The 24,230-nt window shown below is 58.1% G+C and carries 24 protein-coding genes and 1 tRNA gene; 5 read left to right on the top strand and 20 right to left on the bottom strand.

Annotated features, from left to right (window positions below):
* Positions 1-3: 3 nt before the first annotated feature.
* Complete coding sequence (locus C6Y32_RS05865) at positions 4-1,122, bottom strand: C45 family autoproteolytic acyltransferase/hydrolase (protein ID WP_105204400.1); 1,119 nt, start codon at positions 1,120-1,122, stop codon at positions 4-6.
* Positions 1,123-1,385: 263 nt separating this feature from the next.
* A tRNA-Ser gene (locus C6Y32_RS05860) sits at positions 1,386-1,477 on the bottom strand.
* A 206-nt stretch (positions 1,478-1,683) separates the two neighbouring features.
* Here C6Y32_RS05860 and C6Y32_RS05855 point away from each other — a divergent pair.
* Positions 1,684-2,109 carry a hypothetical protein gene (locus C6Y32_RS05855; protein WP_105204399.1) on the top strand — a complete coding sequence of 142 codons (426 nt, stop codon included), beginning with the start codon at positions 1,684-1,686 and terminating at the stop codon, positions 2,107-2,109.
* 115 nt (positions 2,110-2,224) lie between these two features.
* Here the strand turns inward: C6Y32_RS05855 and C6Y32_RS05850 are convergent, their stop codons facing one another.
* The 3 genes from C6Y32_RS05850 to C6Y32_RS05840 form a co-directional block, all read right to left on the bottom strand.
* Positions 2,225-3,559 carry a DNA recombination protein RmuC gene (locus C6Y32_RS05850; RefSeq protein ID WP_105204445.1) on the bottom strand — a complete coding sequence of 445 codons (1,335 nt, stop codon included), beginning with the start codon at positions 3,557-3,559 and terminating at the stop codon, positions 2,225-2,227.
* A gap of 197 nt (positions 3,560-3,756) precedes the next feature.
* Positions 3,757-4,194: a HEPN domain-containing protein gene (locus C6Y32_RS05845; protein ID WP_105204398.1), complete on the bottom strand. Its 438-nt coding sequence runs from the start codon at positions 4,192-4,194 to the stop codon at positions 3,757-3,759.
* A complete protein-coding gene (locus C6Y32_RS05840) occupies positions 4,184-4,498 on the bottom strand; it encodes a hypothetical protein (RefSeq protein ID WP_129589397.1) in 315 nt (104 codons plus the stop codon). The genes C6Y32_RS05845 and C6Y32_RS05840 overlap by 11 nt, the downstream gene beginning before the upstream one ends.
* Before the next feature lie 199 nt (positions 4,499-4,697).
* Between C6Y32_RS05840 and C6Y32_RS05835 the strand changes: the two genes are divergently transcribed.
* Positions 4,698-5,324 (top strand): flavin reductase family protein, encoded by a 627-nt coding sequence (locus tag C6Y32_RS05835; protein ID WP_105204396.1) that lies wholly within the window; start codon positions 4,698-4,700, stop codon positions 5,322-5,324.
* 77 nt (positions 5,325-5,401) lie between these two features.
* Here C6Y32_RS05835 and C6Y32_RS05830 read toward each other — a convergent pair whose 3' ends face one another.
* Together C6Y32_RS05830 and C6Y32_RS05825 are read right to left on the bottom strand one after the other, a co-directional pair.
* Positions 5,402-6,082, bottom strand: a complete 681-nt coding sequence (locus C6Y32_RS05830) for an LrgB family protein (RefSeq protein ID WP_306418969.1) — start codon at positions 6,080-6,082, stop codon at positions 5,402-5,404.
* On the bottom strand, positions 6,079-6,456 hold the full coding sequence (locus C6Y32_RS05825; protein ID WP_105204395.1) for a CidA/LrgA family protein: 378 nt from the start codon (positions 6,454-6,456) through the stop codon (positions 6,079-6,081). The genes C6Y32_RS05830 and C6Y32_RS05825 overlap by 4 nt, the downstream gene beginning before the upstream one ends.
* A 467-nt stretch (positions 6,457-6,923) precedes the next feature.
* Between C6Y32_RS05825 and C6Y32_RS05820 the strand changes: the two genes are divergently transcribed.
* Both C6Y32_RS05820 and C6Y32_RS05815 read left to right on the top strand, forming a co-directional pair.
* Positions 6,924-8,090 carry an iron-containing alcohol dehydrogenase gene (locus C6Y32_RS05820; protein ID WP_105204394.1) on the top strand — a complete coding sequence of 389 codons (1,167 nt, stop codon included), beginning with the start codon at positions 6,924-6,926 and terminating at the stop codon, positions 8,088-8,090.
* 284 nt (positions 8,091-8,374) lie between these two features.
* A complete protein-coding gene (locus tag C6Y32_RS05815; protein ID WP_105204393.1) occupies positions 8,375-9,145 on the top strand; it encodes a sulfite exporter TauE/SafE family protein in 771 nt (256 codons plus the stop codon).
* Between the two features lie 144 nt (positions 9,146-9,289).
* Here C6Y32_RS05815 and C6Y32_RS05810 read toward each other — a convergent pair whose 3' ends face one another.
* The 10 genes from C6Y32_RS05810 to udk form a co-directional block, all read right to left on the bottom strand.
* The gene (locus C6Y32_RS05810; RefSeq protein WP_105204392.1) at positions 9,290-9,535 is read right to left on the bottom strand and encodes a glycine zipper domain-containing protein; all 246 of its coding nucleotides are present in this window, start codon (positions 9,533-9,535) and stop codon (positions 9,290-9,292) included.
* Between the two features lie 296 nt (positions 9,536-9,831).
* The gene (locus C6Y32_RS05805) at positions 9,832-10,263 is read right to left on the bottom strand and encodes a flavodoxin (protein WP_105204391.1); all 432 of its coding nucleotides are present in this window, start codon (positions 10,261-10,263) and stop codon (positions 9,832-9,834) included.
* Between the two features lie 56 nt (positions 10,264-10,319).
* Positions 10,320-10,892: a DUF3793 family protein gene (locus tag C6Y32_RS05800; RefSeq protein ID WP_105204390.1), complete on the bottom strand. Its 573-nt coding sequence runs from the start codon at positions 10,890-10,892 to the stop codon at positions 10,320-10,322.
* A 943-nt stretch (positions 10,893-11,835) separates the two neighbouring features.
* Entirely contained in the window at positions 11,836-13,227 is a 1,392-nt protein-coding gene (locus C6Y32_RS05795; protein WP_243562560.1) for an MATE family efflux transporter, read from the bottom strand.
* Between the two features lie 299 nt (positions 13,228-13,526).
* A complete protein-coding gene (locus C6Y32_RS05790; RefSeq protein WP_105204389.1) occupies positions 13,527-14,075 on the bottom strand; it encodes a nucleoside 2-deoxyribosyltransferase in 549 nt (182 codons plus the stop codon).
* Positions 14,076-14,118: 43 nt separating this feature from the next.
* Complete coding sequence (locus C6Y32_RS05785; protein ID WP_105204388.1) at positions 14,119-14,307, bottom strand: DUF6440 family protein; 189 nt, start codon at positions 14,305-14,307, stop codon at positions 14,119-14,121.
* A gap of 55 nt (positions 14,308-14,362) precedes the next feature.
* Positions 14,363-15,010 (bottom strand): HAD family hydrolase, encoded by a 648-nt coding sequence (locus C6Y32_RS05780; RefSeq protein WP_164998154.1) that lies wholly within the window; start codon positions 15,008-15,010, stop codon positions 14,363-14,365.
* A gap of 22 nt (positions 15,011-15,032) precedes the next feature.
* Positions 15,033-15,626, bottom strand: coding sequence for an HD domain-containing protein (locus C6Y32_RS05775; RefSeq protein ID WP_105204442.1), 594 nt, complete (start codon positions 15,624-15,626; stop codon positions 15,033-15,035).
* A gap of 10 nt (positions 15,627-15,636) precedes the next feature.
* Complete coding sequence (locus C6Y32_RS05770; protein WP_164998153.1) at positions 15,637-16,812, bottom strand: M20 metallopeptidase family protein; 1,176 nt, start codon at positions 16,810-16,812, stop codon at positions 15,637-15,639.
* A gap of 30 nt (positions 16,813-16,842) precedes the next feature.
* Positions 16,843-17,463 (bottom strand): uridine kinase, encoded by a 621-nt coding sequence (gene udk / locus C6Y32_RS05765; protein WP_105204385.1) that lies wholly within the window; start codon positions 17,461-17,463, stop codon positions 16,843-16,845.
* A 234-nt stretch (positions 17,464-17,697) separates the two neighbouring features.
* On the opposite strand from udk, the gene C6Y32_RS05760 reads away from it, so the two are divergent.
* Complete coding sequence (locus tag C6Y32_RS05760) at positions 17,698-19,212, top strand: S41 family peptidase (RefSeq protein WP_164998152.1); 1,515 nt, start codon at positions 17,698-17,700, stop codon at positions 19,210-19,212.
* Positions 19,213-19,873: 661 nt separating this feature from the next.
* On the opposite strand, the gene cls is transcribed toward C6Y32_RS05760, so the two are convergent.
* The 3 genes from cls to C6Y32_RS05740 all read right to left on the bottom strand — a co-directional run bounded on the left by cls (position 19,874) and on the right by C6Y32_RS05740 (position 24,159).
* Positions 19,874-21,409, bottom strand: coding sequence for a cardiolipin synthase (cls, locus tag C6Y32_RS05750; protein ID WP_105204382.1), 1,536 nt, complete (start codon positions 21,407-21,409; stop codon positions 19,874-19,876).
* 173 nt (positions 21,410-21,582) lie between these two features.
* Positions 21,583-23,019 (bottom strand): M20/M25/M40 family metallo-hydrolase, encoded by a 1,437-nt coding sequence (locus tag C6Y32_RS05745; protein ID WP_164998151.1) that lies wholly within the window; start codon positions 23,017-23,019, stop codon positions 21,583-21,585.
* A 99-nt stretch (positions 23,020-23,118) separates the two neighbouring features.
* Positions 23,119-24,159 (bottom strand): lipid II:glycine glycyltransferase FemX, encoded by a 1,041-nt coding sequence (locus C6Y32_RS05740; protein WP_164998150.1) that lies wholly within the window; start codon positions 24,157-24,159, stop codon positions 23,119-23,121.
* Between the last annotated feature and the right edge of the window lie 71 nt (positions 24,160-24,230).

Here is a 24,230-nt window from a genome sequence, read left to right as displayed (position 1 = left end):
CTGTCAGCCCAGCGGCAGCCAGTCGTAGGTGCCAGGCGCTGCTTTTTTGAGCTGGATAGACGCCGTGGCGGCGCTGTCTGTCAGCGGCTGAGCCACGCTGTAGGTCCGCCAACCGTTAGCCGCTTCCCCGCCCCAGCAGAGCTCTACAGTGCCGTCGGCCGGTGAGAGGAGCATACTTTTGGTGGTGCCGAAAAACTCGTCGAAATAGTGGCAGCACAACCCGTTTGGATATTCGGCCAACAGCATATTTTTGAGCGCCGGCACCGTGATGCCGGTCTTGCCGCCCAGCTGCTGACCGATATAATCGTACCGTCTGGCCGAGTGGGCCATTACCTGGGGCTCGATCGCAGCCAGCTGGGGCAGCACCGCGTGGTTGGTGGCCCACAACATCTGCTGGGCGCTGTCGGGCTCTATCACCTTTTGCGCGCGGCGGCCATCCAGCGTCTCGAACAGTGCGGCGCGGCCGCTGCGATCCAGCAGGATCAGATTGAGATTATAGGCGATGGGCATACCCTCTAAACAGGCCAGCGCCTCGCTGACGTCGCGGCAATTTTCCAGCAGCGCACGGGTCACCGCCCAAAATTGTAATCCTTTATTTTTGGGGGCGCGCATGTAGGGGAGCGCCCCGACCGGGAACCCGCAGGAGCTGATGGTCACTGCCAGCCCGTGCTCATTGATGCCGTCATCCCGCCCCAGGTGGAGCACGCTGGTCCCCAGATGGGCGTATTTCCCCTTTACAGCGGTGCGTACCAGGCAAAAATCCTCTGCCTGATGACTAAACTCGTAGTTGCGGGCCAGCAGTGGTTTGCCGTCGGCGGTGACGGCCGACAACAGCGCCACATGACTGCACCGGGGCAGCAGATAGGTCATGCTGTAATAAAAGAGCTTTTCTGGCCGTACAGCCAGCGCATCGGCCAAACCGGCCAGCTCCTCGTTTAGACCTGGGCACCAGCGGTCAAACAGCGCTGCCGCCTCGGCCACCTGCGCGGGGCCAAACCCGCTCATACCGGCCGTGTGGTTTGACAGCAGCGCCGGGTCTTGGCGTATCACGTGCCCCAGCTGGAGCCCCACTTCGTAACTGGTGCCGCTGAGAGATAGCGTGTGTGTCTGTATCGTGGGCATAATTTTTGCCTCCCTGTCTCGGTGTGTAAAATGTAGTTGACCTGGGCAGCGCAGCTGTACCGGCCAACGGTCAGCGCCCTGCCGGGAACTTATGCAGCTGCTCTTTACAGTTTAGCAGGCGATCATTACAGCGACATGATATTTCCTGCTGTTTTTAAGAGCTGCCGCTCCAAAAGAAAAAGAGGTCCCGAACTGATGTGGCGGGACCCCTATAAAATGCAGAGACAAAAAAAGAAAAGCCACTTAAAAAGCAGCTTTTCTCTTGGCGGAAAGAGAGGGATTCGAACCCTCGAGACGGTATCACCGCCTACACGAGTTCCAGTCGTGCGCCTTCGACCAGCTCAGCCATCTTTCCATACAGATACTCGCCGTTTTCGCAGCGAGTACTTCTATAGTATACTGATCCGACCAGTAAAAGTCAAGTAGTATTTTGCTACTTTCTGCAAAGAGTTCTCTCCGCTGTTATCGGGCAAAAAAAGCAACTATCTGGCGGGCGCGCCAGCGACTAAACAGCCCTTTTGCACCCCATACTACAGGTAGAGAAAAGGAGGTCTTTCTATTATGGATCAAAATACCGAACTGCTCAACTTTGTACACAAAAACGTAAAAATGGGGATCGACACGATCGCCCACCTGCTGGATATCGTCGACGACGACCGCTTTAAGGTGGCGCTGATGACCCAGAAAGAGGAGTACCGCAATATCGCCGATGAGGCCGAGCGAATGGCCGGTACCGACTTGGGCGAAAACGGGACCATGGCCAAGTTCTCGGCCTACATGATGATCGAGATGAAGACCATCGCCGATCAGTCCCCATCTCATATTGCCCAGATGATGATCCAGGGCAGCACGATGGGCGTAGTGCAGGCCACCAAACACTTAAAAGAACAGGCCGGCGCCGATGAAGAAGTGCGCGCGCTCACCCAGCGCCTGATCGAGACCGAGCAGGATAACATCGAGACCATGAAGTCGTTTTTAGGCGAGTAGGTCAAGTACGGCAGAAGCTGCCTGTTTCCATACCGTCCGCACCGCCCCATGCGCTGATGAAGCCTGGGCGGTGCGGGCGGTATTACTTACTGAACTGCCGTGCTGGCGGCAGCGGCTATTCCGGCAGATCGCCGGCGGGCAGGATGCGGGCCGCTTCGTCCTCGCCCAGCGTGCTGACATCTTTTAGCTTGCGGCGTATCTGGCGGGTGCGCACCCCCACCAGATTGTCGAGCTCGTTGCCGGCCTGTTCCAGCCGCTGCCGGGTGGCGGTGAGAGCCTGCTCGAATTTGGCAAACTCGGTCTTTACCGCCCCCAACACCTGCCACACCTCGCCCGAGCGCTTTTGGATCGCCAGTGTTTTAAAGCCCATCTGCAGGCTGTTGAGCAGCGCGGCCATGGTTGTGGGGCCAGCCAGATTGACCTTGTAATCGCGCTGCAGCACCTCGACCAGGCCCCGGCGCACCGCCTCGGCATACAGCCCCTCTACCGGCAAAAACAAAATGGCAAAATCGGTGGTATAGGGCGGCTCTACATACTTGTCGCGTATATCTTTGGCAAAACTGCGGATGCGGCGTTCCAGCTCTTTGCCCAGCAGGTCGATCTGCCCCTTGTCGCCGGCGTCATAGGCCTCCTGTAGTTGAGCGTAGGCGTCGTAGGGAAATTTGGCGTCGATGGGCAGGTACACCGGCTGCTGGCCATCGCCGGGCAGCTTTACGGCGAACTCCACCACATTTTTACTGCCCGGGCGGGTAGCTACGTTTTGGGCGTACTGCTCGGGGGCCAGCACCTGCTCTAAAATAGCGCCCAGCTGCACTTCACCCAATATCCCGCGCGTTTTTACCCCGGCCAGCACTTTTTTTAAGTCCCCCACCCCGGCGGCCAGATTCTGCATCTCGCCCAGGCCTTTGTACACCTGTTCCAGACGGTCGCTGACCAGCGCAAACGAGCGGCCGATACGCTCCTCCAGCGTTTTTTGAAGCTTTTCGTCCACCGTGCCGCGGATCTTATCCAGCTGCTGGGCATTGTCCTGCTGCAGTGCGCGCACCGAGCGCTGGATGGTATCGCGCATATCCTCCATCTGGCGGTAGTTTTGAGCAGTGAAATCGCTCATGCGCTTGTCGGTATTTTTCATCATGGCGCTCACCGACTGCTGCAGACTGTCTTGGCGGATGGTCAACTGAGTATTGAGCTCCCGCAGGCGCTCGTTGAGCACGCCGGTAAATTGCTGCTGCGACTGGGCCAGCACGCTGCCCAACCCATTTACGCTGCTCTGTACCATCTGCTGGCTGTCGGCGCGGTTGGCGCGGGCGTCTTTCAGCAGGGCCTCTCGCAGGGCCTGCAGAGCGCGTTCGTCGCCCCCGGTACCCGACTTTTTGCGCAGTGTGAAAAATATGAGCAGCGCCAGCAGCAGCGTATTGAGGGTCAGCAGGCCCAGCAGTAAGGTCTCCATAAAAGTGAACCGTCCTTTACTGTGATTTTGCCGGCCCAGCACCGGCAAGAACTTTTGTTTACTATTGTAGCACAGCCGCGCCCGGCAGTACAAGCCCCAACGCGCAGCAGGGCCCTGCCGGCAGCGGGGTCGGCAGGGCCTATACAATGTAACACACAGCACCCATGCGGGTGCTGGGCCTGCTGGCAGAGCGCCTGTCAGGCGCGGCCAGCCTCTCTGCGCTCCAGCTCGCGGTCTACTGCGTCGTCGATGAACTCGAACATATCTTTGGCCATCTGGTAAAAACGGCGCACCCGCTTGTGCGACAGATTGTAGGGGATGTCGGTGGGGTAGCGGGTCTCGATGTAGCAGCGGTTGAGTGCGGCGCTCTCATCCAGCCACTGGTCAAAATCGCGCTCGTGGCGCATGGCCTGCTTGCAGAGCCAGGTCAGGTTGTGGCCGTCGACCAGGTCGCCGCTCTTTACCAGCAGGTAAGCTTTTAGCGCTTTTTCAATGGCCTGCTGGCAGTGGAAGGCGCAGCTAAAATAGCACTTGTCGGCCAGCAGCAGTACCTCGGTAGTCTGCAGGTCCTCCTGCGCTCTGTCGATCCAGTCGTAATAGCGGCGGCTGTCGTTGCCGCCATGTCTACGCCTCATAGAGCACCTTGCCTTTCGCCCGCACCTTTGAGGCAAAGGTCCCGCGCAGCGCCTTTAACTGCGCAAACTCCTCGGGGGTATACAGCACCACATCGAACGGGACCGGACTGTCGATCTCGAGATACAGCTGCCGCTCTGTTTGGGCCTTATCGGCACAGTCAGCCACTACGCACAATTTAAAGCTGACCATCTCACCCTGCAGCGAGTGCTTTTGGCTGAAGAGAATGATCTTTTCCGGGTGGATGAGCCTGACGATATCCGCCACCACTTCTCGCATCTCGTCGCGCATATCCTGTGTTGGCACAGCGGTAACCTCCTCTAGAGCGCCGCACCGCCGGTGGCGGTATCAGGGCGCTTTTTTCATCTGTCTCTATTCCTATCATACCCCTTTTTAGTCTCAGCTGCAATCTGCCCGGCAACACTTTTGCCGGCGGTCATTGTGTGTTATGATAGAAAAAAAGCGGGTGCCAGGCGACGGACCGGCACCGGAAAGGATACCTTAAATGGCTAGACAGATCTGGCGCCCAGGCGCGCTGCTGGCGCCGGTGCCACCGGCCCTGGTCAGCTGCGGCACGGTCGACGCCCCCAACGCTTTGACGGTGGGCTGGACCGGTATCGTATGCACCCACCCGGCCATGACCTATATCTCGCTGCGGCCACAGCGGCACTCCTACAGTCTCATAAAAGACAGCGGTGCATTTTGCATCAATCTCACCACCCGAAAATTGGTGCGGGCGGCCGATTTTTGCGGGGTGCGCTCAGGCCGCGACACGGATAAATTTGCCCTGATGGGCCTGCACGCCGAAAAGGCCAGCCAGGTCTCGGCACCGCTGATCGCCGAGAGCCCGCTGGCGCTGGAGTGCCGAGTACAGCAGATACTGCCACTGGGCACCCACGAGATGTTTTTGGCCGAGATCGTGGCGGTGGATGTGGATGAGTCGCTGATCGACGACAGCGGTCGGCTGCAGCTGGACCGGGCCGACCTGGCCGCTTATGCCCATGGCGAGTACTTCGCTTTGGGGCAGAAGTTGGGCAGTTTCGGCTACTCGGTGAGAAAGCCGGGCAAGCGCAAAAAGACGCGGCGTTTTGTGCCCCCTAAAGCACCTACGCAACCCGGCGGCCAGCGCTGATCGCAGCAGTTGCCGGCACACAAAAAGGCGGTACTTCTACACGAGGTACCGCCTTTTCACTTCGCCTACTTGATAAGTTACAAAAATAAGAAAATCAGCACCGTGAGCAGGCCCGAGACACCGATGGCCACCCCGCTCATAGCTCCTTCTACCTCCCCCAGCTCCAGCGCTTTAGAGGTGCCGATAGCATGGCTGCTGGCCCCGATAGCCACCCCTGCGGCCACCGGGTGGCGGATGCGCAACAACCGCACCAGCAGTGGGGCCAGTACCGCCCCCAAAATGCCGGTACACACCGTAACGGCCACCGTTACCGCCACGATGCCCCCCTGCTGGCGCGAAAGCTCCATCGAGATCGCGGTGGTCACCGATTTGGGCAGCATCGAGGCGGTGAGCGCCCGATCGAGCCCCAGCAGCGAGCACAGGAGGTAGGCGCTGCCCACCGAGGTGAGCACCCCGGCCAGACAGCCCAGCACGACCGGTAGAAAGTGCCGTTTGAGCACCTGTATCTGCCGGTAGATCGATACTGCCAGCACAGCGGTAGCCGGACCCAGTAACATAGCGATAACTTGAGTGGCATCGGTAAAGGCCTGTGGCGGTACGCCGGTGAGCTGCAGAACCAGAATAATGAGCGCCACCGCCACCAGCAGCGGGTTGAGCAGCGGTGAGCGGACCTTTCTCTGCAGCCAGCTGCCCAAAACAAAGCACACCGCGCTGAGAAAGATAGCCCCTAACGGACTCGTTAAGATCTCGCTGATCACGGTTGTTGCCCCTTTCTTTGGCGGCGGCGCTCGGTGAGGCGGATGACAGCGCTGACGGTAAACGCTGTAGCGGCAAAGGTGAGCAGAGTGGTGATCACCAACACCACCGCCAGCTGCAGCAGATAGTTTTTAAATAGGCCAAAATCAGCGGCGATGCCCACTGCTGCCGGGATAAAGAAAAAGGCCATGTTCTGCAGCAAAAAATCAGCGGTCTGCTCGATCTGGTGCAGCTTGAGCAGGCCGGTGCCCAGCAAAATGAGCAGCAGGATCATCGCCGCGACACTGGCTGGAAAAGGTACCGGCAAAAAACGGGTGATGACGCTGCCGGCGATACAGACACCCAGCAGGATAGAGATTTGTTTGAGTATTTTCATACAGCGCTCCTCGATCATATTTGTGTAGAGTGCACATTTATTTTTTTCAGACATAACCATAACACAAACAGTCAACTGGCGCAACGGAGAGAAAAATTACACAAAGTAGCTGCCGGCCGCTCTGTAAGCGGGTCCGTCGCGGGCAGTGCCCTGTTTTTGCGAGCGCTGAACGCCGGCTAAGTGCTTTGACACAGACAAATCGCCACATGAGCCGCAAATGTGCAGCGACTTTGCAGAATACCGCTTTTTGCATAATAAAACCCAGACATACTATGCGCAATATACAAATATGTTGGATTTTTAACAAAGAATGACCACGTTTTTCACAATATCTTCGTTGACTTGTTGTGCGTTTCGTTCTATAATAAAGTTAATGCAACAGGTCCTCCTATCGAGAAAAGGACCGCGCCTAAAAAGTCGGCCCCCTCGGGCCGGATAATCAATAAGAAAGAGCAAGGTGAAACACGATGCAAAATTTTGAGTATCACAATCCTGCCAGGATCATCTTCGGCAAAGGTCGCGAAAACGACGTGGGCGGTTTCGTAAAAGAGTACGGCACCAAAGCACTGATCTGCTACGGCGGCGACTACCTGAAAAAGAACGGCCTGCTGGACCGCATCGAGAATTCGCTGACCGAGAGCGGCATCAGCTTTTTGGAGTTCGACGGCGTAGTGCCCAACCCGCGCCTGTCGGGCGTGCAGACCTGCATCGATCTGTGCCGCAAAAATGATGTGGACTTCGTGCTGGCCGTGGGCGGCGGCAGCGCCATCGACACCGCAAAAGCCGTGGCTGCCGGCGTGCTGTACGAAGGCGACCTGTGGGAGACCTTCCTGGGCCACGATACGGTAAAAGCGGCTCTGCCGGTAGGTGTCGTACTGACTTTGCCCGCCTCTGGCTCGGAGTCGTCCAAAGCCTGTGTGGTCACCAAGGACGAGGGTCACCAGAAACGGATGATCTCCTCGCCCCTCATCCTGCCCAAATTTGCCATCTTAAACCCCGAGACCACCTATACCCTGCCCGCCTACCAGACGGCTGCCGGCTGCACCGACATCATGAGCCACGTGATGGAGCGCTACTTTACCCAGACCGAGAATGTGGATTTCACCGACCGCCTGCTGGAGGCCGCCCTGCGCACCATGCTCAACGTGACCCCCAGAGTACTGCGCGACCCCACCAACTACAACTACCGCGCCGAGATCATGTTCGTGGGCAACGTGGCCCACAACGACCTTTTGGGCATGGGCCGTCAGGAAGACTGGGCCTGCCACAACATCGAGCACGAGCTCTCGGCTCTGTATGATGTGACCCACGGCGCCGGTCTGGCGGTGGTGACCCCGGCCTGGATGAAACATGTGTACAAGCAGAACCTGCAGCGGTTCGTGCAGTTCGCAGTGCGGGTGATGGACGTAGACATCGCCTTTGAGCACCAGGAGGAGATCGCTCTGGAGGGTATCCGCCGGCTGGAGAACTTCTTCAAATCCATCGGTATGCCCACCACCCTGCACGATGTGGGCATCACCGACGACCGCTACGAGGAGATGGCCCTGCGCGCACTGGACGGCGGAGCCACCACCGGCTTCTTTGCCAAGCTGGACAAAGAGGATATCATCGCCATCTTCGAACTGGCCAAATAAGTATTTTTATACCGCGCAAAATAAGGAGCCGGGCAGAATCGCCCGGCTCCTTATCTGCGCCTTTTCACAGGGTAATGCAGCGGTGCCGTCTCTGACAGATGGTTCTATACCCCGCGGCCCCGTAACCGGCGGCAGAGCCACTGCTCCCTCAGGTCGAAAAATCGGCCTTATCGGCATAGCATTGGGCGCTGCCGATAAGAAGGCCGCCCAGCCCACTGAAAAAGAGCGCTCTCGGCGCGATAGTTTGCGACGGAGGGGCAAAAAGTGACAGGAGAGATGGTAAAATGGCTTTAAAGATCGTGGTCTACTTTTTGGCGGGTATGGGGGCCGGATTGGGCACCGGGCTAGCTGGTATGAGCGCGGCGGCAGTCATCAGCCCCATGCTCATTACCTTTTTGGGGGTGCCGGCCTACTCGGCGGTGGGCATCGCGCTGGCCTCGGATGTACTGGCCAGTGCAGTGTCGGCCTACACATACGGCAAACATAAAAACCTGGACATAAAAAACGGGCTGGTGATGATGGGGGCCGTACTGGTGTTTACACTGGTGGGCAGCTATACCTCGAGTTTGGTGCCCAACACTACGATGGGCGGTTTTTCTACCGTGATGACGCTGCTGCTGGGCATTAAGTTTATCGTGCGCCCGGTGATGACCACCAAAGAGGCCATGGGTCATATCTCCCCGCAAAAGCGGTTTTTCCAGTCGCTGCTGTGCGGTACGGCAGTGGGTTTTATCTGCGGGTTTGTGGGGGCTGGCGGCGGTATGATGATGCTGCTCATCCTCACCTCGGTACTTGGCTACGAGCTAAAAACGGCGGTGGGCACCAGCGTATTTATCATGACTTTTACGGCGCTGACCGGGGCGGTATCGCACTTTGTCATCGGCGACGCACCAGACTTGCTGCTGTTGGCGCTGTGCATGCTGTTTACCCTGCTCTGGGCCAGATTGGCCGCTCGCTTTGCCAATAAGGCGGCTCCCCGCACCCTAAACCGTATCACCGGCCTGATCTTAACAGTGTTGGGAGCTGCTATCTTGCTGGTCAACCTCTTTAAGTAACCGCCCGTATAAATATTTTACACGCGAATACGCAAAAAAGGAGAGCAGCAGAGCCGCCCTCCTTTTTTGCGTGTTGGCGGTGAATCTATTGCCCCACCACCTGCATTTTACTTTTTGGATCCCGAACCTGTCGCCGGGCCCGATTCAGCTCTTTTTCTTTTTGATACTGGTGCCGACGGCCAGCCCTATGCAGAGCCCTAAGCTGATACCAATGGCCATGTTTTTAAACAACAGTTGGCCCAGCGACACACCAAAACAGAGACCCAGAGCAATACCCAGCGACTGGTAGTTCTCTTCCTCCGGCTGTGAAGGCGCATCATCGGGAGCAAAATCTGGTTTGTTTTCCCCCTGATCCTGGGGCTGCTGCTCGTCTTTATCCTGTGGCTCCATAATCGTGCTGCCTCCTTTATGTGCCATCGCGGTGACCGCGGCAGCGTGCGGGCCGGATCGTGCTGCCCGCATATTGATACTATACGCCGGCTTGCGGGCTCCTGTCAACAAACACCTGTTGCGTTATAGGCGCAAAAAAGGGACTGTCTGCACAGCCCCATTTTTGCCGCAGCGCACTCTACCCACTGAGCACGCTGCACACAAGTGAAAGAAGTTTTGTAAAAAGGAGTAGATAGAACCCTTCCCAAGAGGTGTATATGTGTAAACGCGACTTGCGCCGCGGATGCACCGAAGTTTTACAGTGCCGCCAGGTCGGCCCCCAGCTGTCTGCACTGTTGTAGCCCCTCATCATCGGGGGCTTCGTTGATCATGAGACCCTGGTCACCGCACAGGGTGGCGCCGTCATTTTGGGTGCGGTCTTGCCAGTCGCGCATCCACTCACCGTCACCCCAGCCGTATGAACCGAACAATGCGACCTTTTTGCCCGCCAGTTTGGGCTCGAGCTCGGCAAAAAACGGTTCGAAAAAGTCCTCTTCCAGCACTTCGGCGCCCATGGCTGGGCACCCCAGTGCCAACTTATCGTAACCGGCAGCCTGATCGGGGGTGATGGACGATACCTCAAAGAGCTCTGCCTTGGCCCCAGCCCCGTCGATCCCCGCGGCGACAGCCTGTGCCATAGCCTCTGTGTTGCCGGTCTGGCTCCAGTAGATGACTGCGATCTGATCCAAAATATTGCCTCCTTATCTGACGGCGGCCGTGACCGGCCGCAGAGAACGGTTTGCCTTTAAGCGACAAATAGCTGTGCCATGTGTTTTCCGCGTGCCAGCTGACGGCACAGCCCGTTGCGACAGCTGGTGTATCGGGCAAATAGCAGCTGTGCCCGGTCTGGGTCGCCGTATACCTTCCAGTACCCACACAGCCGGTAATTTTGCCCCCGGTGGCGGATAAAGCCCTGGATATCTTCGAGGGGATATCCCAAAAAGGCCCCGATCTCGTGGGGAAAGCCGCACTCGTTTTGTATGGCGCGGGCCAGATGTTGCAGCACAGTATTGAGCCCCTGCCCCACTGGATACCCCTGCTTTTTCAGGTAGGTGTGATAGTCGGGCTGGTCCAGGTGGGCCGCCAGCTTATGGCGGCGGTATACCAGGATGAGCACCCGCTTTTGGCAGCGGCAGAGCACCTGAATGCAGATATCGGTCCCGCTGAGTTGACGGGCCAGATCGCGAAACTGGGTGCGCACCCGCGAGAAGTCATCTGTTTTGCAACACAGCAGATTGGCCGGTTTGATGCCGGCCAGCGCCGGCGCACAGTGAAAGGCCAGCAGCTGTTCGGCGCGGCAGGGGTGCGTGCTCTCCATGCGGTCCTCCTCACAGTCGCTCATCGGGGGAGCGAGCCGAAATTGTAATTAGCAATAGCTAACTATAGCGGATCAAAAACGCCCTGATCTTTAGGGCTAGTCGATCTTTGATGGTTAGTTATTGCTAACCACGGCTATACTATACCATTCCTCTCTGAATTTGTCAATGGGGAATAGCAAATTTTTTACAACTGTAAAAATGGGATATTCATGCGGTCTATCGGTGTTTTTGTCAGAGCTCGCAAATATTTTTTAATAAACTTCGCCCGATAATCACCTGACTCGTCCACTCTTTTGGCAGCTCTTGACGCTCACTTTTTATTCTATATAGGCGCGCTACCATCTCTTTTGACCGGCCCACAGTGCAGGACAGCAAAATATGAACTCTGGGCCGTCAAGTACCGCACCTGACAGACGCCTTGACACGGCTAATATTACGTACGCGGGTACCGGCCGGGAGCCAACACGCTTTGTACTTGGCCGTAGGATCGTCTTTTTTGTGTGCAGTACTACGCCCATCTGCTTTTTATGGGTGGACAAATAACGATCACCGGTGTTCCGCGAGCAAGCTGGCACACCTATAAAAGATCGGCATATCTGCCGGCCAGCTATTCTGTGGATGACCGGAACACCGATCTTCCAGTCGGCAAGTCTCTGGAGGGCCGCCGCGCTCTACTGCATCTGATCTCTGCTCTTTTGTGACTGGATCACTTGACCAAACACCTGCTTACAGCGTGTGCTGCGCACGAATATTTTAGTAGAGCGCTATCGGCAACCGGCATCTACATGGTCTTTAAAAACCCAGATGCGGCCACCGGACCGAGAAGATATGGTCTATACCGACCGCGAAGCTGATCTCTCCCCTGTCTGCAAATATCTCCGCCCCCTCCTGCAACAAAAAAAGAGCGGGATTCCCCGCTCTTTTACGTCTTTACAGAGGTACTCACACCTTATAGGTCGTCCACTTACCGCTTTTAAAGCGCAGCCAGGTAAGGAAAAAGCGCACCAGCTGGTCAAAGGCCAGGCCCAACCAGGCCCCCAACAGCCCCAGCCCCAGTGGATAGCAGAACAGATAGCCCAGCCCCGGGCGTATACAGGTGACGCTGATGAGCGAGACGAACGCGGTAAACTTGGTGTCGCCGGCGCCGCGCAGACAGCCTGAGAACACCACCTGGGCGATCTGCAAAAAGGTGATGGCCGCCATGAGGACCATGATCATCTCGCCGTAATTTAAAATGGCTTTTTCGCGGGAAAACAGCATAAAGATCGGCTTGCCCAACACCACACAGATGATCGAGAGCATGAGGGAGAACACCACCCCCATGCGCTGACAAACGCCGCCGTAGATCTTGGCCATATCCTGCCGCTTCTCGCCCAGACTGCGGCCCACCAGCGCGATAGCAGCTACTGACAGACCGTCGCCGAATGAGAAGGAGATGTTCATGATGTTCATGCCGATCTGGTGGGCGGCAAAGGCGGTAGTGCCCAGTTTGGCCACCAGTATGGCGTAGATGAGAAAGCCGATGCGCAAAAATACCTGTTCGGCCAAGGTGCTGGAGCCGATGTTGACGATGGCGGAGATATTGCGCTTATCAAACGAGAGCGTAAAGTGATGGCGCAGGCAGATGAACTGGTCGGGGTGCAGCACCGAGAAGATGCTCATAGCACAGGCGCAGATGCTGCCCAGCACGGTGGCGATGGCCGCCCCCTGGACCCCCAGTTTGGGAAAGCCGAAATGGCCGCCGATGAGCAGGTAGTTGAACACGATGTTTACACCGTTGGATACGATGTTGGTGCGCATGGCGATCTTGGTGTTGCCGGCACCGCGCTGGGCGGCGTTGATGACCATTGAGAGCACATTGAAGATCATGCCCCCCTGAATGATGCGCAGGTAGCCCACCGCATCTTTGTGGGTGTCGGGCGCCGAGCCGCACAGGTGAATGATAGGATCGGCAAAAACAACCGATGCCGCCGAGATGATGACCGTGAGCACCACCGAGATAGCCAGTGCCTGCATGAGCACCTTGTTGGCGCTCTCACGGTCGCCTTCGCCGCGGCGCCGGGCCACGATGGCCGAGATGGCCACGTTCAGCGACAGAAACACCGCCAGGGCGATGAATTTGGGTTGGGTGGTGAGCCCCACCGCCGCGATCGCATAGGACCCCAGCGAACTGACCATCACCGTGTCGACCATGCCCACCAGGCTGATGAGAAACGACTCGAGGATCGAGGGCCAGGCGATGTCGAAGGTGGTCTTGAAGATCTTTTGTTCGCTGGGGATCTCCCCCAACCGGCCCATGCCGTGTAGCAACTTTTCTGCCTTAAAAAACTGCACTTGTTTACACCAGCTTTACATTATTCATAATATGTTCATACCTGCATTATACACCTTTTTTATCTTTCGTAAAGGTATATGCCACAAAATGAGACGGCTTTTGTCGCTACCTGACAGCTGTGCAGCAGCTCGATACGCAGTGCGTTAAAAACTTCTCTACAGGTCCTGTCTTTTGTCGCATTTTTGCTGTAATGTGATTAGACTTTACAGTACTCGTGCAGATCTTTGCAGATGCGTCATGATCGCACAAAAAGCCGCTGCCCTGCACAGGCCAGCGGCTTTTACAGTGTAATGTTATTTCACTTTACACATCCCGCATCGCCATCAATACCTTGTGCTTTCCAATCGGCGGCGATCTGCCGCAGGGCATCCTCGATACCGCCGGTGACGATATGCACCGGCACCCCCAGCATCAGGTTCACCGGCAGCGAGAATTCCTCGATGCGCCTCCCCTGCTCGTCGCGGTACACCCCGTCTTCCCGGTCGAAAGTCTTGACCGGGTAGCGCTGGCAATAGCTCTTTTGGGCGTCGGCGACATAGCCGTATACCGGCTTTCCCTTGGCGAACATATACCCGCATTCAAACACGGCACCGCTGTCGGGTTCGTGGCCGCGAAAAGGGTCTAACTGGGCCAACAGAATATCGCAGGCGTCGAGCTCTTTTAAGTTGTTCTGGCAAATCGCAGCCGCCATCTGGGGCGGAGCCATACCAGCCTGTGCGTGGAAGTTGGAGCGCAGGGGGTGAAAGCAGTCGAACCCGTACTGGGCGCACAGCGCTGCCGCCCGCTCCACCCGCTGGTGGCAGTCTTTATAAAAAATATTGCTGTCGCTCAAAAAGATCTTGGGCATAGGGGACCTCCTGTCAAAATAGTATCCTGCCGGCGGCGGGCGGCTACAAGTTGCCGCTTACCGGCGAAACCACCGGCTTGCCGTCGCGGTCTAAGAGCGGGGTGAGCCCGCCAGAGTACCCATCCTCGTGGTAGAGGTAGTTGACGCCGGTATACCGGTCCACCCATATCTCGGTTATCGTCATCGTCCCCTGCTTATACACCCGAACGAAGCGGTCATCTGCTCTGGCCATGTCGTTTTTTCCTCCCTAGTAAGGCCCTGCTAAAGCCGCATTGCAAGCAAAATGTTTACCGGGGCAGCGGCTCGGCGATAAGTTGGGCAAAATCGGTGATGTAGCGCTCGGTAATGCGGCAGATGGCTGCGCGGTCACCGAGTGATTTCTCGTCGGCCACCCCCACGGTGCGAAAACCGGCACTATGGGCGGTAGTGAGGGCAAAAAGCATGTCCTCGAACACCACACATTCCCCCGGAGCGGCCCCCAGGCGGCGGGCTGTCTCGAGATACACGTCGGGGCTCGACTTGTGGGTGCCCATGGCCTCGGCGCTGACGATGTGTGAAAAATAGCGGTCGATACCGTGGCTGCGCAGGATCTCAGCGGCCATATAGTCGTGCGACTGGGTGGCCACCGCCATCTCGATCCCCTGCTGCTGCAAGTATTCGAGATATGCCTGTACCGACGGTTTCAGCGGCACCGCGCGGTACTTTTGGCGCACGATCTCGAACTGAGCGGCGATCATCTCGTCGGCGGTGATACCGGTGATACCATCGCGTTCGATTATATACTCCATCGCGCCGCTAAAGCTCTTGCCGCGGATGCGCTGCTGGTAGTCACTGGGCACCTCGTAGCCCAGCGAGCGGACATACGCCTCGCTGACCCCGTCCCAGATAGAGGTGGAACAGGTCAGAGTTCCATCCATATCAAATATCGCTTTCAAATGCTCTCTCCTAACAGTCTGCTCATCGGTGCTCGTTGGGCACATCAGAGGTGTCGCGCTCGCGGATGTAAGTGCTCTCTAAGTCGGCCAGGTGCATCTTTACTGCCAGCGGATATGCCCGAAAGGCGCCCGACATGGCAAAACTGCCGCCCTTTACGCTCTCGTCGAAACCGCCCATATGCCAGCGAATAGCCATAGCTTCGGCTGTTTTGAGCCGCATAAAGCGCTCGATAAGAAACACCGACTTTTCGCCGTGGCCGTAGGGGAACACGTCCTCCACTTGGTAAAAAGGCACCTTCTCCCACTGGCCGGTCTGTTCGTTTTTCACGTTGCGGGTGCTCACCTTGTAAAATTGGGCCTTACACAGGTCGTGCAGCAGGCCGCAGATGGCAAAGCTCTCGGGGTTGTCCTCCCCCTCGACAAAGTGCTTTTCCATCAGCACCTGGTATACGCTCAAACTGTGGCGCACCAGCCCCTGCTGGCAGGCACAGTGAAAGCGCGTCGAGGCCGGGGCGGTGAAAAAGTCGGTTTTTTCCAACCAGCTGAGCAGCCGGTCGGCCCCCGGGCGGGTCACCTGCTCTTTAAAGATGCGGATAAATTCCTCTTTATAGTCCATCTCGCGGCCCTCAGTCATCGCGGTGGGCCCGCAGCCACTCTATGCTGCAGGCGGCAAATACCGCCGCTCCCACTGCCAGCGACTTTTCAGAAAACACTGCTTTGGGGTTGTGCAGACCGTAGGTATAGCCCTCTTCGCGGCTGCCCATGCCGATGTGGAACATCGCCCCGGTGCGCAGGTCAGAGTAATACGAGAAGTCGTCGCTGCCCATGATGCGCGGCCCCTCGGTGATGGTATCTTCCTCGCCGATAGTCTGGCGGATGTAGCCCTGCATTTCCCGGGCAAAGGTGGGGTCGTTATAGGTGGGGGGCGTCTCGGCCAGGTAGGAGACGGTGGCGGTGGCGCGGAAGGTGGCGGCGGTGGAATGGATGATCTCCTCCATGCGCTGTTTGGCAAACTGGCGGGTCTCGGGGTCAAAGCAGCGCAGAGTGCCCTGCATCTGGCAGCTCTCGGGGATGACGTTGGCCGCCTCGCCGGCGCAGATAGAGCCGAAGGTGAGCACCACCGGCTGCAGCGCCGATACCTCGCGGGTGAGGATAGTCTGCAGGGCGATATTGATGTGGGAGGCCACGTTCACCGGGTCGATACCGGTCTCGGGCAGCGCCCCGTGGGCGCCTTTGCCCTGGATATCTATTTTAAAGATATCGCTGGAGGCCAGCATAGGCCCGGCCAGCAGCCGCACACTGCCGGCCTTCAGGGGGATGGAGGTGTGCAGGCCGAACACCGCGTCCACCCCCTCGAGCACCCCGTTTTCAATCATGGCGATGGCGCCTTTTATGGGCTCCTCAGCCGGCTGAAAACACAGCACTACCTGACCCTTAAGCTCTTTTTCATGATCTTTTAAGAGCTGCGCCGCGCCCAGCTGCATGGCGGTGTGGGTGTCGTGGCCGCAGGCGTGCATGTTGCCGTTTTCGCTTTTAAAGGGCTCGTCGGTCTCCTCTTTTACCGGCAGCGCGTCCATGTCGGCCCGCAGCAGAATGGTTTTGCCGGCGGGGTCGCCGATGGTGGCGGTAAAGCCGCAGGGGCAGATATCTTTTATCTGGTAGCCCATCTCGCCCAGGCGTTTTTTTACATAGGCGGTGGTGATGGGCAGCTCAAAACCCAGCTCGGGGTTTTGGTGCAGATAGCGCCGGTCGGCGATGAGCTGCTGTTCTAGTTCTTTTGCTTCCTGTAGCAGTGTATTCAAAATGATCTCTCCTTTTTTTAATGCGCGGGGCTACTCGTCCAGCAGGCTGCGCACCCGATTGATGAGCATATTCAGCGCCACCTGATTGTGACCGCCCCGGGGAATGATAATATCGGCGTGCTTTTTGCTGGGCTCTACGAACTGCTCGTGCATGGGTTTTACCGTCTCGAGGTACTGGCGCACCACCGAGTCGAGACTGCGGCCGCGCTCTTTTACATCGCGCACCAGCCGGCGCAGGATGCGCACGTCGGCGTCGGTGTCTACAAATACTTTCATATCCATCAGCTCGCGCAGCGCCCGATCCTCGAAGATCATGATGCCCTCGAGGATGATGACCCGCGCCGGCTTCACCTCCACTACGTCGCCGGTGCGGTTGTAGTCGGAAAACGAGTACACCGGGCGGTAGATGGTCTTACCCTGCCGCAACTTTTTCAGGTGGTCGATGAGCAGAGTGGTCTCGAAGGCATCGGGGTGATCGTAGTCCAGGCGGGTGCGCTCCTCGTAGCTCAGCTCGTCGTGGGCGTGGTAGTAGTAGTCGTGGCAGAGAATGATGACGTCCTCGTCGCTGAAGGCGGTCTTTAACTTTTTGGCCAGCGTGGTCTTACCCGAACCGGTGCCGCCGGCGATACCGATGATGGTGGTCTGTTGCATTGTGTTGCCCCCTGTCTGCTAGCGCAAAGGTCGGCGGCGCCGCAGGGCCCGCCGAACCACATTTTATACCTGCTTTGATTATAATAGAAACAGGGCAAAAATGCTACCCGCAAATCTCCCGCCGGGCCGGCAGTTTACCAGCACATAGGTTTTGTGGTATATTGTCAGTATATGTCGGCGGTGCTCGGGTACCGGCGGCACCACCTATTTTTACGATATGGAGCACGAGAAGCTATGAAAAAGCCAAAACGCAAAAATCACGCCGGACGGCAGCTGTTGGCATCGCTGGTGCTCGTTGGGCTGGCGACAGGTATTTTTATCTACAGCAGTTACCAGCACCGCGACCTGCGGGTGGGCAAGCCCTTTGTCCCCAAGGAGGAGCTGCCGCTGGCGACCCAGCTGACCCCCGCCCAGATGAAAGAGGACCTGGCCACTTTTGAAAAACAGCTGGCCCAGGTACACCCGGCCACTGCCGGCGGTTTTAGCGACGAGACCAAGGCGGCGCTGGAGCAGGCCAAAAAGTCGGTAAAGTCGCCCAAAAAGGTATCGGAGTTCACCACCATCTTAAACCAGGTGGCCGCCACTTTGCAGGACGGGCACACCGCCGCGGTTCGCCTGTCTGACCGGCAGATACCCGCCCAGCTGCGCTATATCGAGGACAAGCTGTATGTAAAGAGCTACAGCCCACCACAGCCGGCCCAGCCCGCCGAAAACGGCGAGGGATCTGAAAATGAGGAGGAGGCCGAGCCCGCCACAGACGAAGAGGACGGCGGCGAAAGTGCCGCTGCCGACGGCGGTCAGCTGCAGCCGGGAGATGAGCTGGTGTCGATCGGCGGTGTGCCGATAAGCCGCATAACCGGCCGGCTCAAAGTCATTACCCCCACCGAGACCGGCCGCAGTGACAGCGGCACCGTGAAAAACAGCGGCCTGTTCTACCGGGCCTGTGAAAACGACCTGCTGCGCGAGAGCACCCTGTACGCCGCCGGGGTAGACACCTCGAGCGGCACGGTGGCGGTGGCAGTACAGCGCGGCGGACAGCAGGTGACCTGCACCGCCCCGCTGGCCGACCCGGCGGCGGCGAGTTTTTCTTACACCATCGAGAGCGGGGTGTGCCAGCTGGTGCTGCCCTATTGCGACAGCGGCAAAGAGGCGGCAAGCTTTTTAAAAGAGGCCTTTGGCGCCATCAAACAGCAAAAGGTACACACGCTGGTGGTAGACCTGCGGCAAAACGGCGGCAGCGGCAGCGACATGACTGCTCTGCTGATGCCCTACATCGATGTGGACAACGTCAAACAATTTTCAAACACCGTCACCCGTTACAGCAATCTGGCCGCCGCCCAGTTGGGGTACCGTCTTACCACCGGCAGTGCGCTCACCGATATCGGGCTGCAAAAAAATGAGCGGCAGAGCGATCTGTTGTTTACCGGCCAAGTATACTGCCTGATCGATGAAGGGGTATACGGTACGGCCAATGATCTGGCCATCGCCCTGCACGACAGCGGCGCGGCCAAGCTGGTGGGCAGCGATACGGCCGCCGCCTCTACCGGCTACGGCGCACCGGTGAGCGGGCAACTCAAAAATTCGGGCATCTGCTACCGTATCTCGCACCAGAAGATCACCCGCTTTGCCGACTCGGACGCGGCGGCGCTGACCCCTGATATCGCGGTCAAGATCACCCCGCAAGAGCTCGCCAGCCAGTCTGACAGCCACCTGCAGGCGGTGTGGGAGGACGTCAAAAAGCAGAAGTGACGACCGGTCTCGGGCAGCTGTCTGCCCCCGGGGCCCTGGGCACCGATGACGACGGGAGAGCGAGCCACGCGTATTTTGCGGCCATGGTAGAAAACCGCCGCCCCAGGTGCTCAGTTCCCTGGGCACAACGCAGGACAGCGTGTTGTGCTGTACATGTTGCCCTGCCGCTGACAGACATGGACGCCGCCGGCATCGCGGCCATTGCCAGAGCGAAAAAGCACGCGGCAGCGTGTATCCAGAACCACAAAAAAACGCACCCCAGCGCCTGCCGCGTGTCCCCGTTCTCCCTGCTCTGACTCGTGCCGGTCTTACTGAGTTTTCGAATTCGGTGTTCGCCAACGTCTGTGGCAGAGAGTCGTCTGGCACAGGCCAATCCTGATCTTTACATTCCAGTACAGCCGATCCCAAGCGCTGATGAGCGCCTGCGACAGCGGGGCCGGGCCTGTTTAAAAGCCCCACCCAAATGGGCGGCTATCGGGACTGTTGGGGCAGTCTGTTCATCTGGCACCCAGGACCGGCAAAAGGCGGGCTCTACCCTCGTCAGCCAACAGCCGGGCACTGCATGGTACACTTAAAAGAGCCGGCGCAGCCGGGAACAGATGATCTGTTCCCAGGGCTGCGCCGGCTCTTTTTCTTGTGCTGAGATATAGGTGTAAACGGGCTACATCAGCGGTGAAAACACCTTGAGCACGCTGGTGAGCATGCGTTTGGGCAGTGGCTCGCTGTCGCACTTTTGCAAGGTCATCTGCTCGCACTTTTTGAGGGTGGCCAGATAGTCCGCCTTGAGCTGGCTCACCGCCCGCGACTTGTACATCCACACCCCGCACTCAAAGTGCAGGTACAGGCTGCGGAAGTCGAGGTTGGTGGTGCCCACCACCGCCACCGCGTCGTCGGCCACAAAGGTTTTGGAGTGAATAAAGCCCGGCGTGTACTCGTAGATCTTGACCCCCGCCTCGATGAGCGTGCGGTAGTAGGAGCGGGTGACCATGTGCACGTACCACTTGTCGGGGATGTGCGGGGTGACGATGCGCACGTCGATACCGCTCTTGGCCGCCAGGCTCAGCGCCTGCAGCGTCTCGTTGTCTACGATCAGGTAGGGGGTGTTGATATACACGTATTCGGTGGCGTTGGAGATGATGTTGAGGTACACGTTCTCGCCCACGATCTCGGCGTCCAGCGGGCTGTCGGCGTAGGGCTGCACGTAGCCGTCAAAGCCGTAGTCGCGGTGCTGATAGTAGTCGGGGCGAAACTTCTCGAAGTCTTCGGTCTGTTTGGAGCAGTACTGCCAGAACTGTAAAAACATCACCGACAGGTTCCACACTGCATCGCCTTTTAGCATGATAGAGGCGTCTTTCCAGTGGCCAAAACGCTCTTTTTCGTTGATGTACTCATCGGCCAGGTTAATGCCGCCGGTAAAGCCCACATGGCCGTCGATCACGGTGATCTTGCGGTGGTCGCGGTTGTTTAGCTGCATCTGCAGCCGGGGCCTGAACTCGTTGAACACATAGCACTTGATACCGCGGCTGCGGATCTTTTTGTAGTAGCCGCTGGGCACCGTCATCAGCGAGCCCACATCGTCGTAGATCATCCGCACGTCTACCCCGGCACGGGCCTTCTCCTCCAGGATATCCATCACCGTGTCGAACATCACGCCTTCTTCGATGATGAAGTACTCCATAAAAATAAAGTGTTCGGCTTTTTTGAGCTCCTCCACCAGTGCGGCAAAGAGCTCTTCCCCCGGCGAGAGGTAGGTAGTCTGGGTGTTTTTATATACCGGGTAGTAGGAGTGGGTGCTGATATAGCGCGACTGCTTGGCGGTGTGCTTGCTCTGGGCCTGTATCTCGCGGGTGACTGCCTGGTTGGACACCAGAAAGTCGCCGGTCTTTTCGTAGATCACCTCGACTTGGCCCCGCAGTGCCTTGGGGACTTTGTTGTTGCCGAAAAACACGTAAAACAGACCGCCGAAGATCGGCAGCGCCAAAATAATGATGATCCAGGGGATCTTGTAGGCGGGGTTTGACTGCTTGCCTACGATCCAGATGACGCAGATGATGCTCAGCGCCAGCATGAACGGGTACAGGTAGGCAAATTTCTCGTTGAGCATCCACAGCGCCACCACGAAAAATACCGCCTGCAACAAGATCAGCAGGCCCACGATCACCACCCGGCTGAGCAAAAATTTTAAGAGCTTTTTCATATACCTGTATTTCCTTTAAACGTGCTGCAAACATGCTGCCGTGTGGTCTTTGGCCCCCCTCTTGCGGCAGGTACTGCCCGGTGAGATAAAGTGAGGGGCTCTTCGTTTTTTTGAAGGCCCGGCAGTGGGCCCCGGTACCGCTGCGGCGCATCCAGTGCACAGCGCGCCGGGTCTTAGCGGCAGGTCTCGATCAGGGTGCGATAAAACGCCACCGCCCGGGCCAGCGCCTCTACATCCAGGTTTTCATCCAGCCCGTGGATGCTACCCAACTGCTGTTTGGAGATATCCAGCGGGGCAAAGCGCAGCACACAGTCGCAGATCGCCTCGTAATGGCGGCTGTCGCTGCCCTGCAGCATCACGTAGGGGGCCCCCCCCGCCTCGGGAAACACGGTGTGCAGCGTGTCGCACACATGGGCGTAATAGGGGCTGTTTATATCGGCGGTGCCGGAGCAGTCGCTGGAGGTGAGCACCTCGGCCTCACAGTCGAACTTGGCGGCAAAGTCCCGTGCCTTTTTGATGGCCAGCGCCTCTGGCTCGTGGGACATGTAGCGCAAATTGGCGGTTATGCCGGCCGTTTCGGGGATGACGTTGGGCGCATCGGAGCCACTGGCCATGGTAAAGGCGCAGGTGGTCTGTAGCATGGCCCCGGCCTGGGCGCTGGCTCTGGGCAATATTTTGAGCAACAGCGGCCGAAACAGCCAGAGGTTTGCAAAGATCAGCTTGTAGCCAAACGGCATATAGGGGGCCATCTCGCGGAACATCCCCTCGACCGGTGGGGTGAACCTCTTGGTAAAAGGCTCTTTTTTCTCGACGTAGTCCACCATGGCCGCCAGCCGGGCCAGGGGGGTGTTTTTGGGCGGAGTGCTGGCGTGGCCGCCGTGGGAACGGGCAGTAAAGCGCAGGTTGGCCATACCTTTTTCCATCAGCCCCAGCATACAGAACTTGTTCTGTATGCCCGGCAGCGGCGGATCGACCACCGCGCCCCCCTCATCCATCACCAGGCCCAGATGCACTCCCTGTTCTTTGAGGTAGGCCACTGTTTTGGGGGCGCCATAGCCGCTGATCTCCTCGTTGCAGGAGGAAGCTATGTACACGTCGCCGGCGGGGGCAAAATCCTCGCCCAACAGCTCCTCCACCGCGTTTAAGATGCCGCACAGCGAACCCTTGGTGTCTACCGCACCGCGGCCCCAGATCTTGCCCTCGGCGATGGTGCCGGCAAAAGGCGGGTACTTCCAGTCGCCGGTGGCCGGCACTACATCCATGTGGGACATGAGCAGGATGGGCGGGCGGGATGGGTCTTTGCCGGCCCACTTAAAGAGCAGCGCCCCGTCTATATCGTGCTTTTCTAACTTTTGGTGGATGAGGGGGAAGAGTTCCTCCAGCTTTTGGTGCATGGCGTAGATGGGCGACATATCGCCGCCGGGCTGCACCGTGACGGTATTGCAGGCGATCATCTGCGACAGCGTGTCGGCGTAGTGATCGACCTTCTCGCGCGGCGGCAGCGCACCGGGCTGGCCGCCCCCGGTCTTGGTGCCGCAGCGCAGCGTATTGACCACCAAAACGAGCACCAGCAACAACAAAAGCGCCAATAGGATATACAGTGCCAACATAAATCTCATCCTCCTCACACGATGCGCCCGGCATGCCGCCAGACGGCAGGGCAGCGTCCTGCACCGGCTGCCGCGCCGGGGCACCCACTGCCAAAGCGGCTATTTCTTCCCTGTTCGGCGCAGCTTGAGCAGCACCTTTTCTGAGGTATCTACGAACTTTTGCACCCAGGGGGCAAAAACCATATCGTACTCGCCGGTAAAGGTGACCACCTGGCCGTTAAAGCCCTTTTTAAACAGGTATACCCCGTGCATGTGATCCTCGCCCGAGAGATCGAGCGGGATGCCCTGAAAGTCGTAGGTGGTACAGCCGGTCTCGATCGCCCACTGGATCATGGCCCACTGCATGGCGTGGTTGGGCATTACATTGCGGAAGTTGTTGTCGGATGCGCCGTACACATAGCAGGTCTTGCCGGCAAAGTTGGTGGTGATGGCCCCCGAGACCGGCTGACCCTGGTAGTAGCAGATATACAGCCGGATGTGCTCGCCAAAGGCGTCGAGCATGCGCTCGAAATACGCCTGGGGGCGGGTGTTGAAGCCGTCGCGGGCCCCGGTGACCTGATAGATCTTCATGAAATCGGGCAGCGACTCCTTGCCGCACACCCGCACCTCGACCCCTTTGCGGGCGGCCAGGCGGATGTTGTAGCGCCACTTCTGGTGAAAGCTGGCCAGCAGCTCGTCGGCGGTCTTTCCGGTGAGGTCGAGCATGTAGTTGTTGCGCCGCTGGATGGTGTCGTCGTCGGTCTGGTCCTCTTTATAGGTAAAGCCGTACTTTTTGGCCATCTCGATAAAGGTGCGGTCGTCGGCCCCTACCATGGGGTCCATCTTAAAGGTGAAGCCGCGCACCTTTTTGGCAAAAGCCTTGGCACCCTCGACCAGATCGACAAAGGTCTCCTCGTCGCGGTAGTCGCAGATGGGGCCGCGGGGGGCGTACAGAAAGTTGCGGTTGAGGCCGGGCACCTTTTTGGTGAGCACCACCATGCCGCCGCGGATGGTGCCGTCGGCCCCGCGGGAGACGATGACCCCGTGGCCCCACCCCTCTTTGACCTGGGGCCAGTGGGTGGACTGGGTAAAGGTGCCATTTTGGTGGTGCAGCACGAATTCCTCGTACTCGCCGTAGCGCGCTGGCTCTAAAATCTCCAAAGTAAACGCTCCTCTGACTATATTTTCAGGGCGGCGGCCGACCCGCTGACGGCAGGGCCCAAAGCCCGCCG

It is taken from the genome of Neobittarella massiliensis (ex Bilen et al. 2018), from assembly GCF_900289145.1.
Classification (GTDB): Bacteria; Bacillota; Clostridia; order Oscillospirales; family Ruminococcaceae; genus Neobittarella; species Neobittarella massiliensis.
Note: the sequence above shows the minus strand (reverse complement) of the source record. Positions and strands in the feature narration are given on the sequence as shown.

What these genes read in the sequence shown, in the direction of transcription:
- cls (WP_105204382.1), bottom strand. Translation starts at nt 21,409, where the DNA reads ATGAAAAAGCTCTTAAAATTTTTGCTCAGCCGGGTGGTGATCGTGGGC.
- C6Y32_RS05785 (WP_105204388.1), bottom strand. Translation starts at nt 14,307, where the DNA reads ATGGCCAGAGCAGATGACCGCTTCGTTCGGGTGTATAAGCAGGGGACG.
- C6Y32_RS05790 (WP_105204389.1), bottom strand. Translation starts at nt 14,075, where the DNA reads ATGCCCAAGATCTTTTTGAGCGACAGCAATATTTTTTATAAAGACTGC.
- C6Y32_RS05745 (WP_164998151.1), bottom strand. Translation starts at nt 23,019, where the DNA reads ATGTTGGCACTGTATATCCTATTGGCGCTTTTGTTGTTGCTGGTGCTC.
- C6Y32_RS05835 (WP_105204396.1), top strand. Translation starts at nt 4,698, where the DNA reads ATGGCTAGACAGATCTGGCGCCCAGGCGCGCTGCTGGCGCCGGTGCCA.
- C6Y32_RS05845 (WP_105204398.1), bottom strand. Translation starts at nt 4,194, where the DNA reads ATGAGGCGTAGACATGGCGGCAACGACAGCCGCCGCTATTACGACTGG.
- C6Y32_RS05800 (WP_105204390.1), bottom strand. Translation starts at nt 10,892, where the DNA reads ATGGAGAGCACGCACCCCTGCCGCGCCGAACAGCTGCTGGCCTTTCAC.
- C6Y32_RS05825 (WP_105204395.1), bottom strand. Translation starts at nt 6,456, where the DNA reads ATGAAAATACTCAAACAAATCTCTATCCTGCTGGGTGTCTGTATCGCC.
- C6Y32_RS05815 (WP_105204393.1), top strand. Translation starts at nt 8,375, where the DNA reads ATGGCTTTAAAGATCGTGGTCTACTTTTTGGCGGGTATGGGGGCCGGA.
- C6Y32_RS05820 (WP_105204394.1), top strand. Translation starts at nt 6,924, where the DNA reads ATGCAAAATTTTGAGTATCACAATCCTGCCAGGATCATCTTCGGCAAA.
- C6Y32_RS05760 (WP_164998152.1), top strand. Translation starts at nt 17,698, where the DNA reads ATGAAAAAGCCAAAACGCAAAAATCACGCCGGACGGCAGCTGTTGGCA.
- udk (WP_105204385.1), bottom strand. Translation starts at nt 17,463, where the DNA reads ATGCAACAGACCACCATCATCGGTATCGCCGGCGGCACCGGTTCGGGT.
- C6Y32_RS05810 (WP_105204392.1), bottom strand. Translation starts at nt 9,535, where the DNA reads ATGGAGCCACAGGATAAAGACGAGCAGCAGCCCCAGGATCAGGGGGAA.
- C6Y32_RS05850 (WP_105204445.1), bottom strand. Translation starts at nt 3,559, where the DNA reads ATGGAGACCTTACTGCTGGGCCTGCTGACCCTCAATACGCTGCTGCTG.
- C6Y32_RS05855 (WP_105204399.1), top strand. Translation starts at nt 1,684, where the DNA reads ATGGATCAAAATACCGAACTGCTCAACTTTGTACACAAAAACGTAAAA.
- C6Y32_RS05775 (WP_105204442.1), bottom strand. Translation starts at nt 15,626, where the DNA reads ATGGACTATAAAGAGGAATTTATCCGCATCTTTAAAGAGCAGGTGACC.
- C6Y32_RS05865 (WP_105204400.1), bottom strand. Translation starts at nt 1,122, where the DNA reads ATGCCCACGATACAGACACACACGCTATCTCTCAGCGGCACCAGTTAC.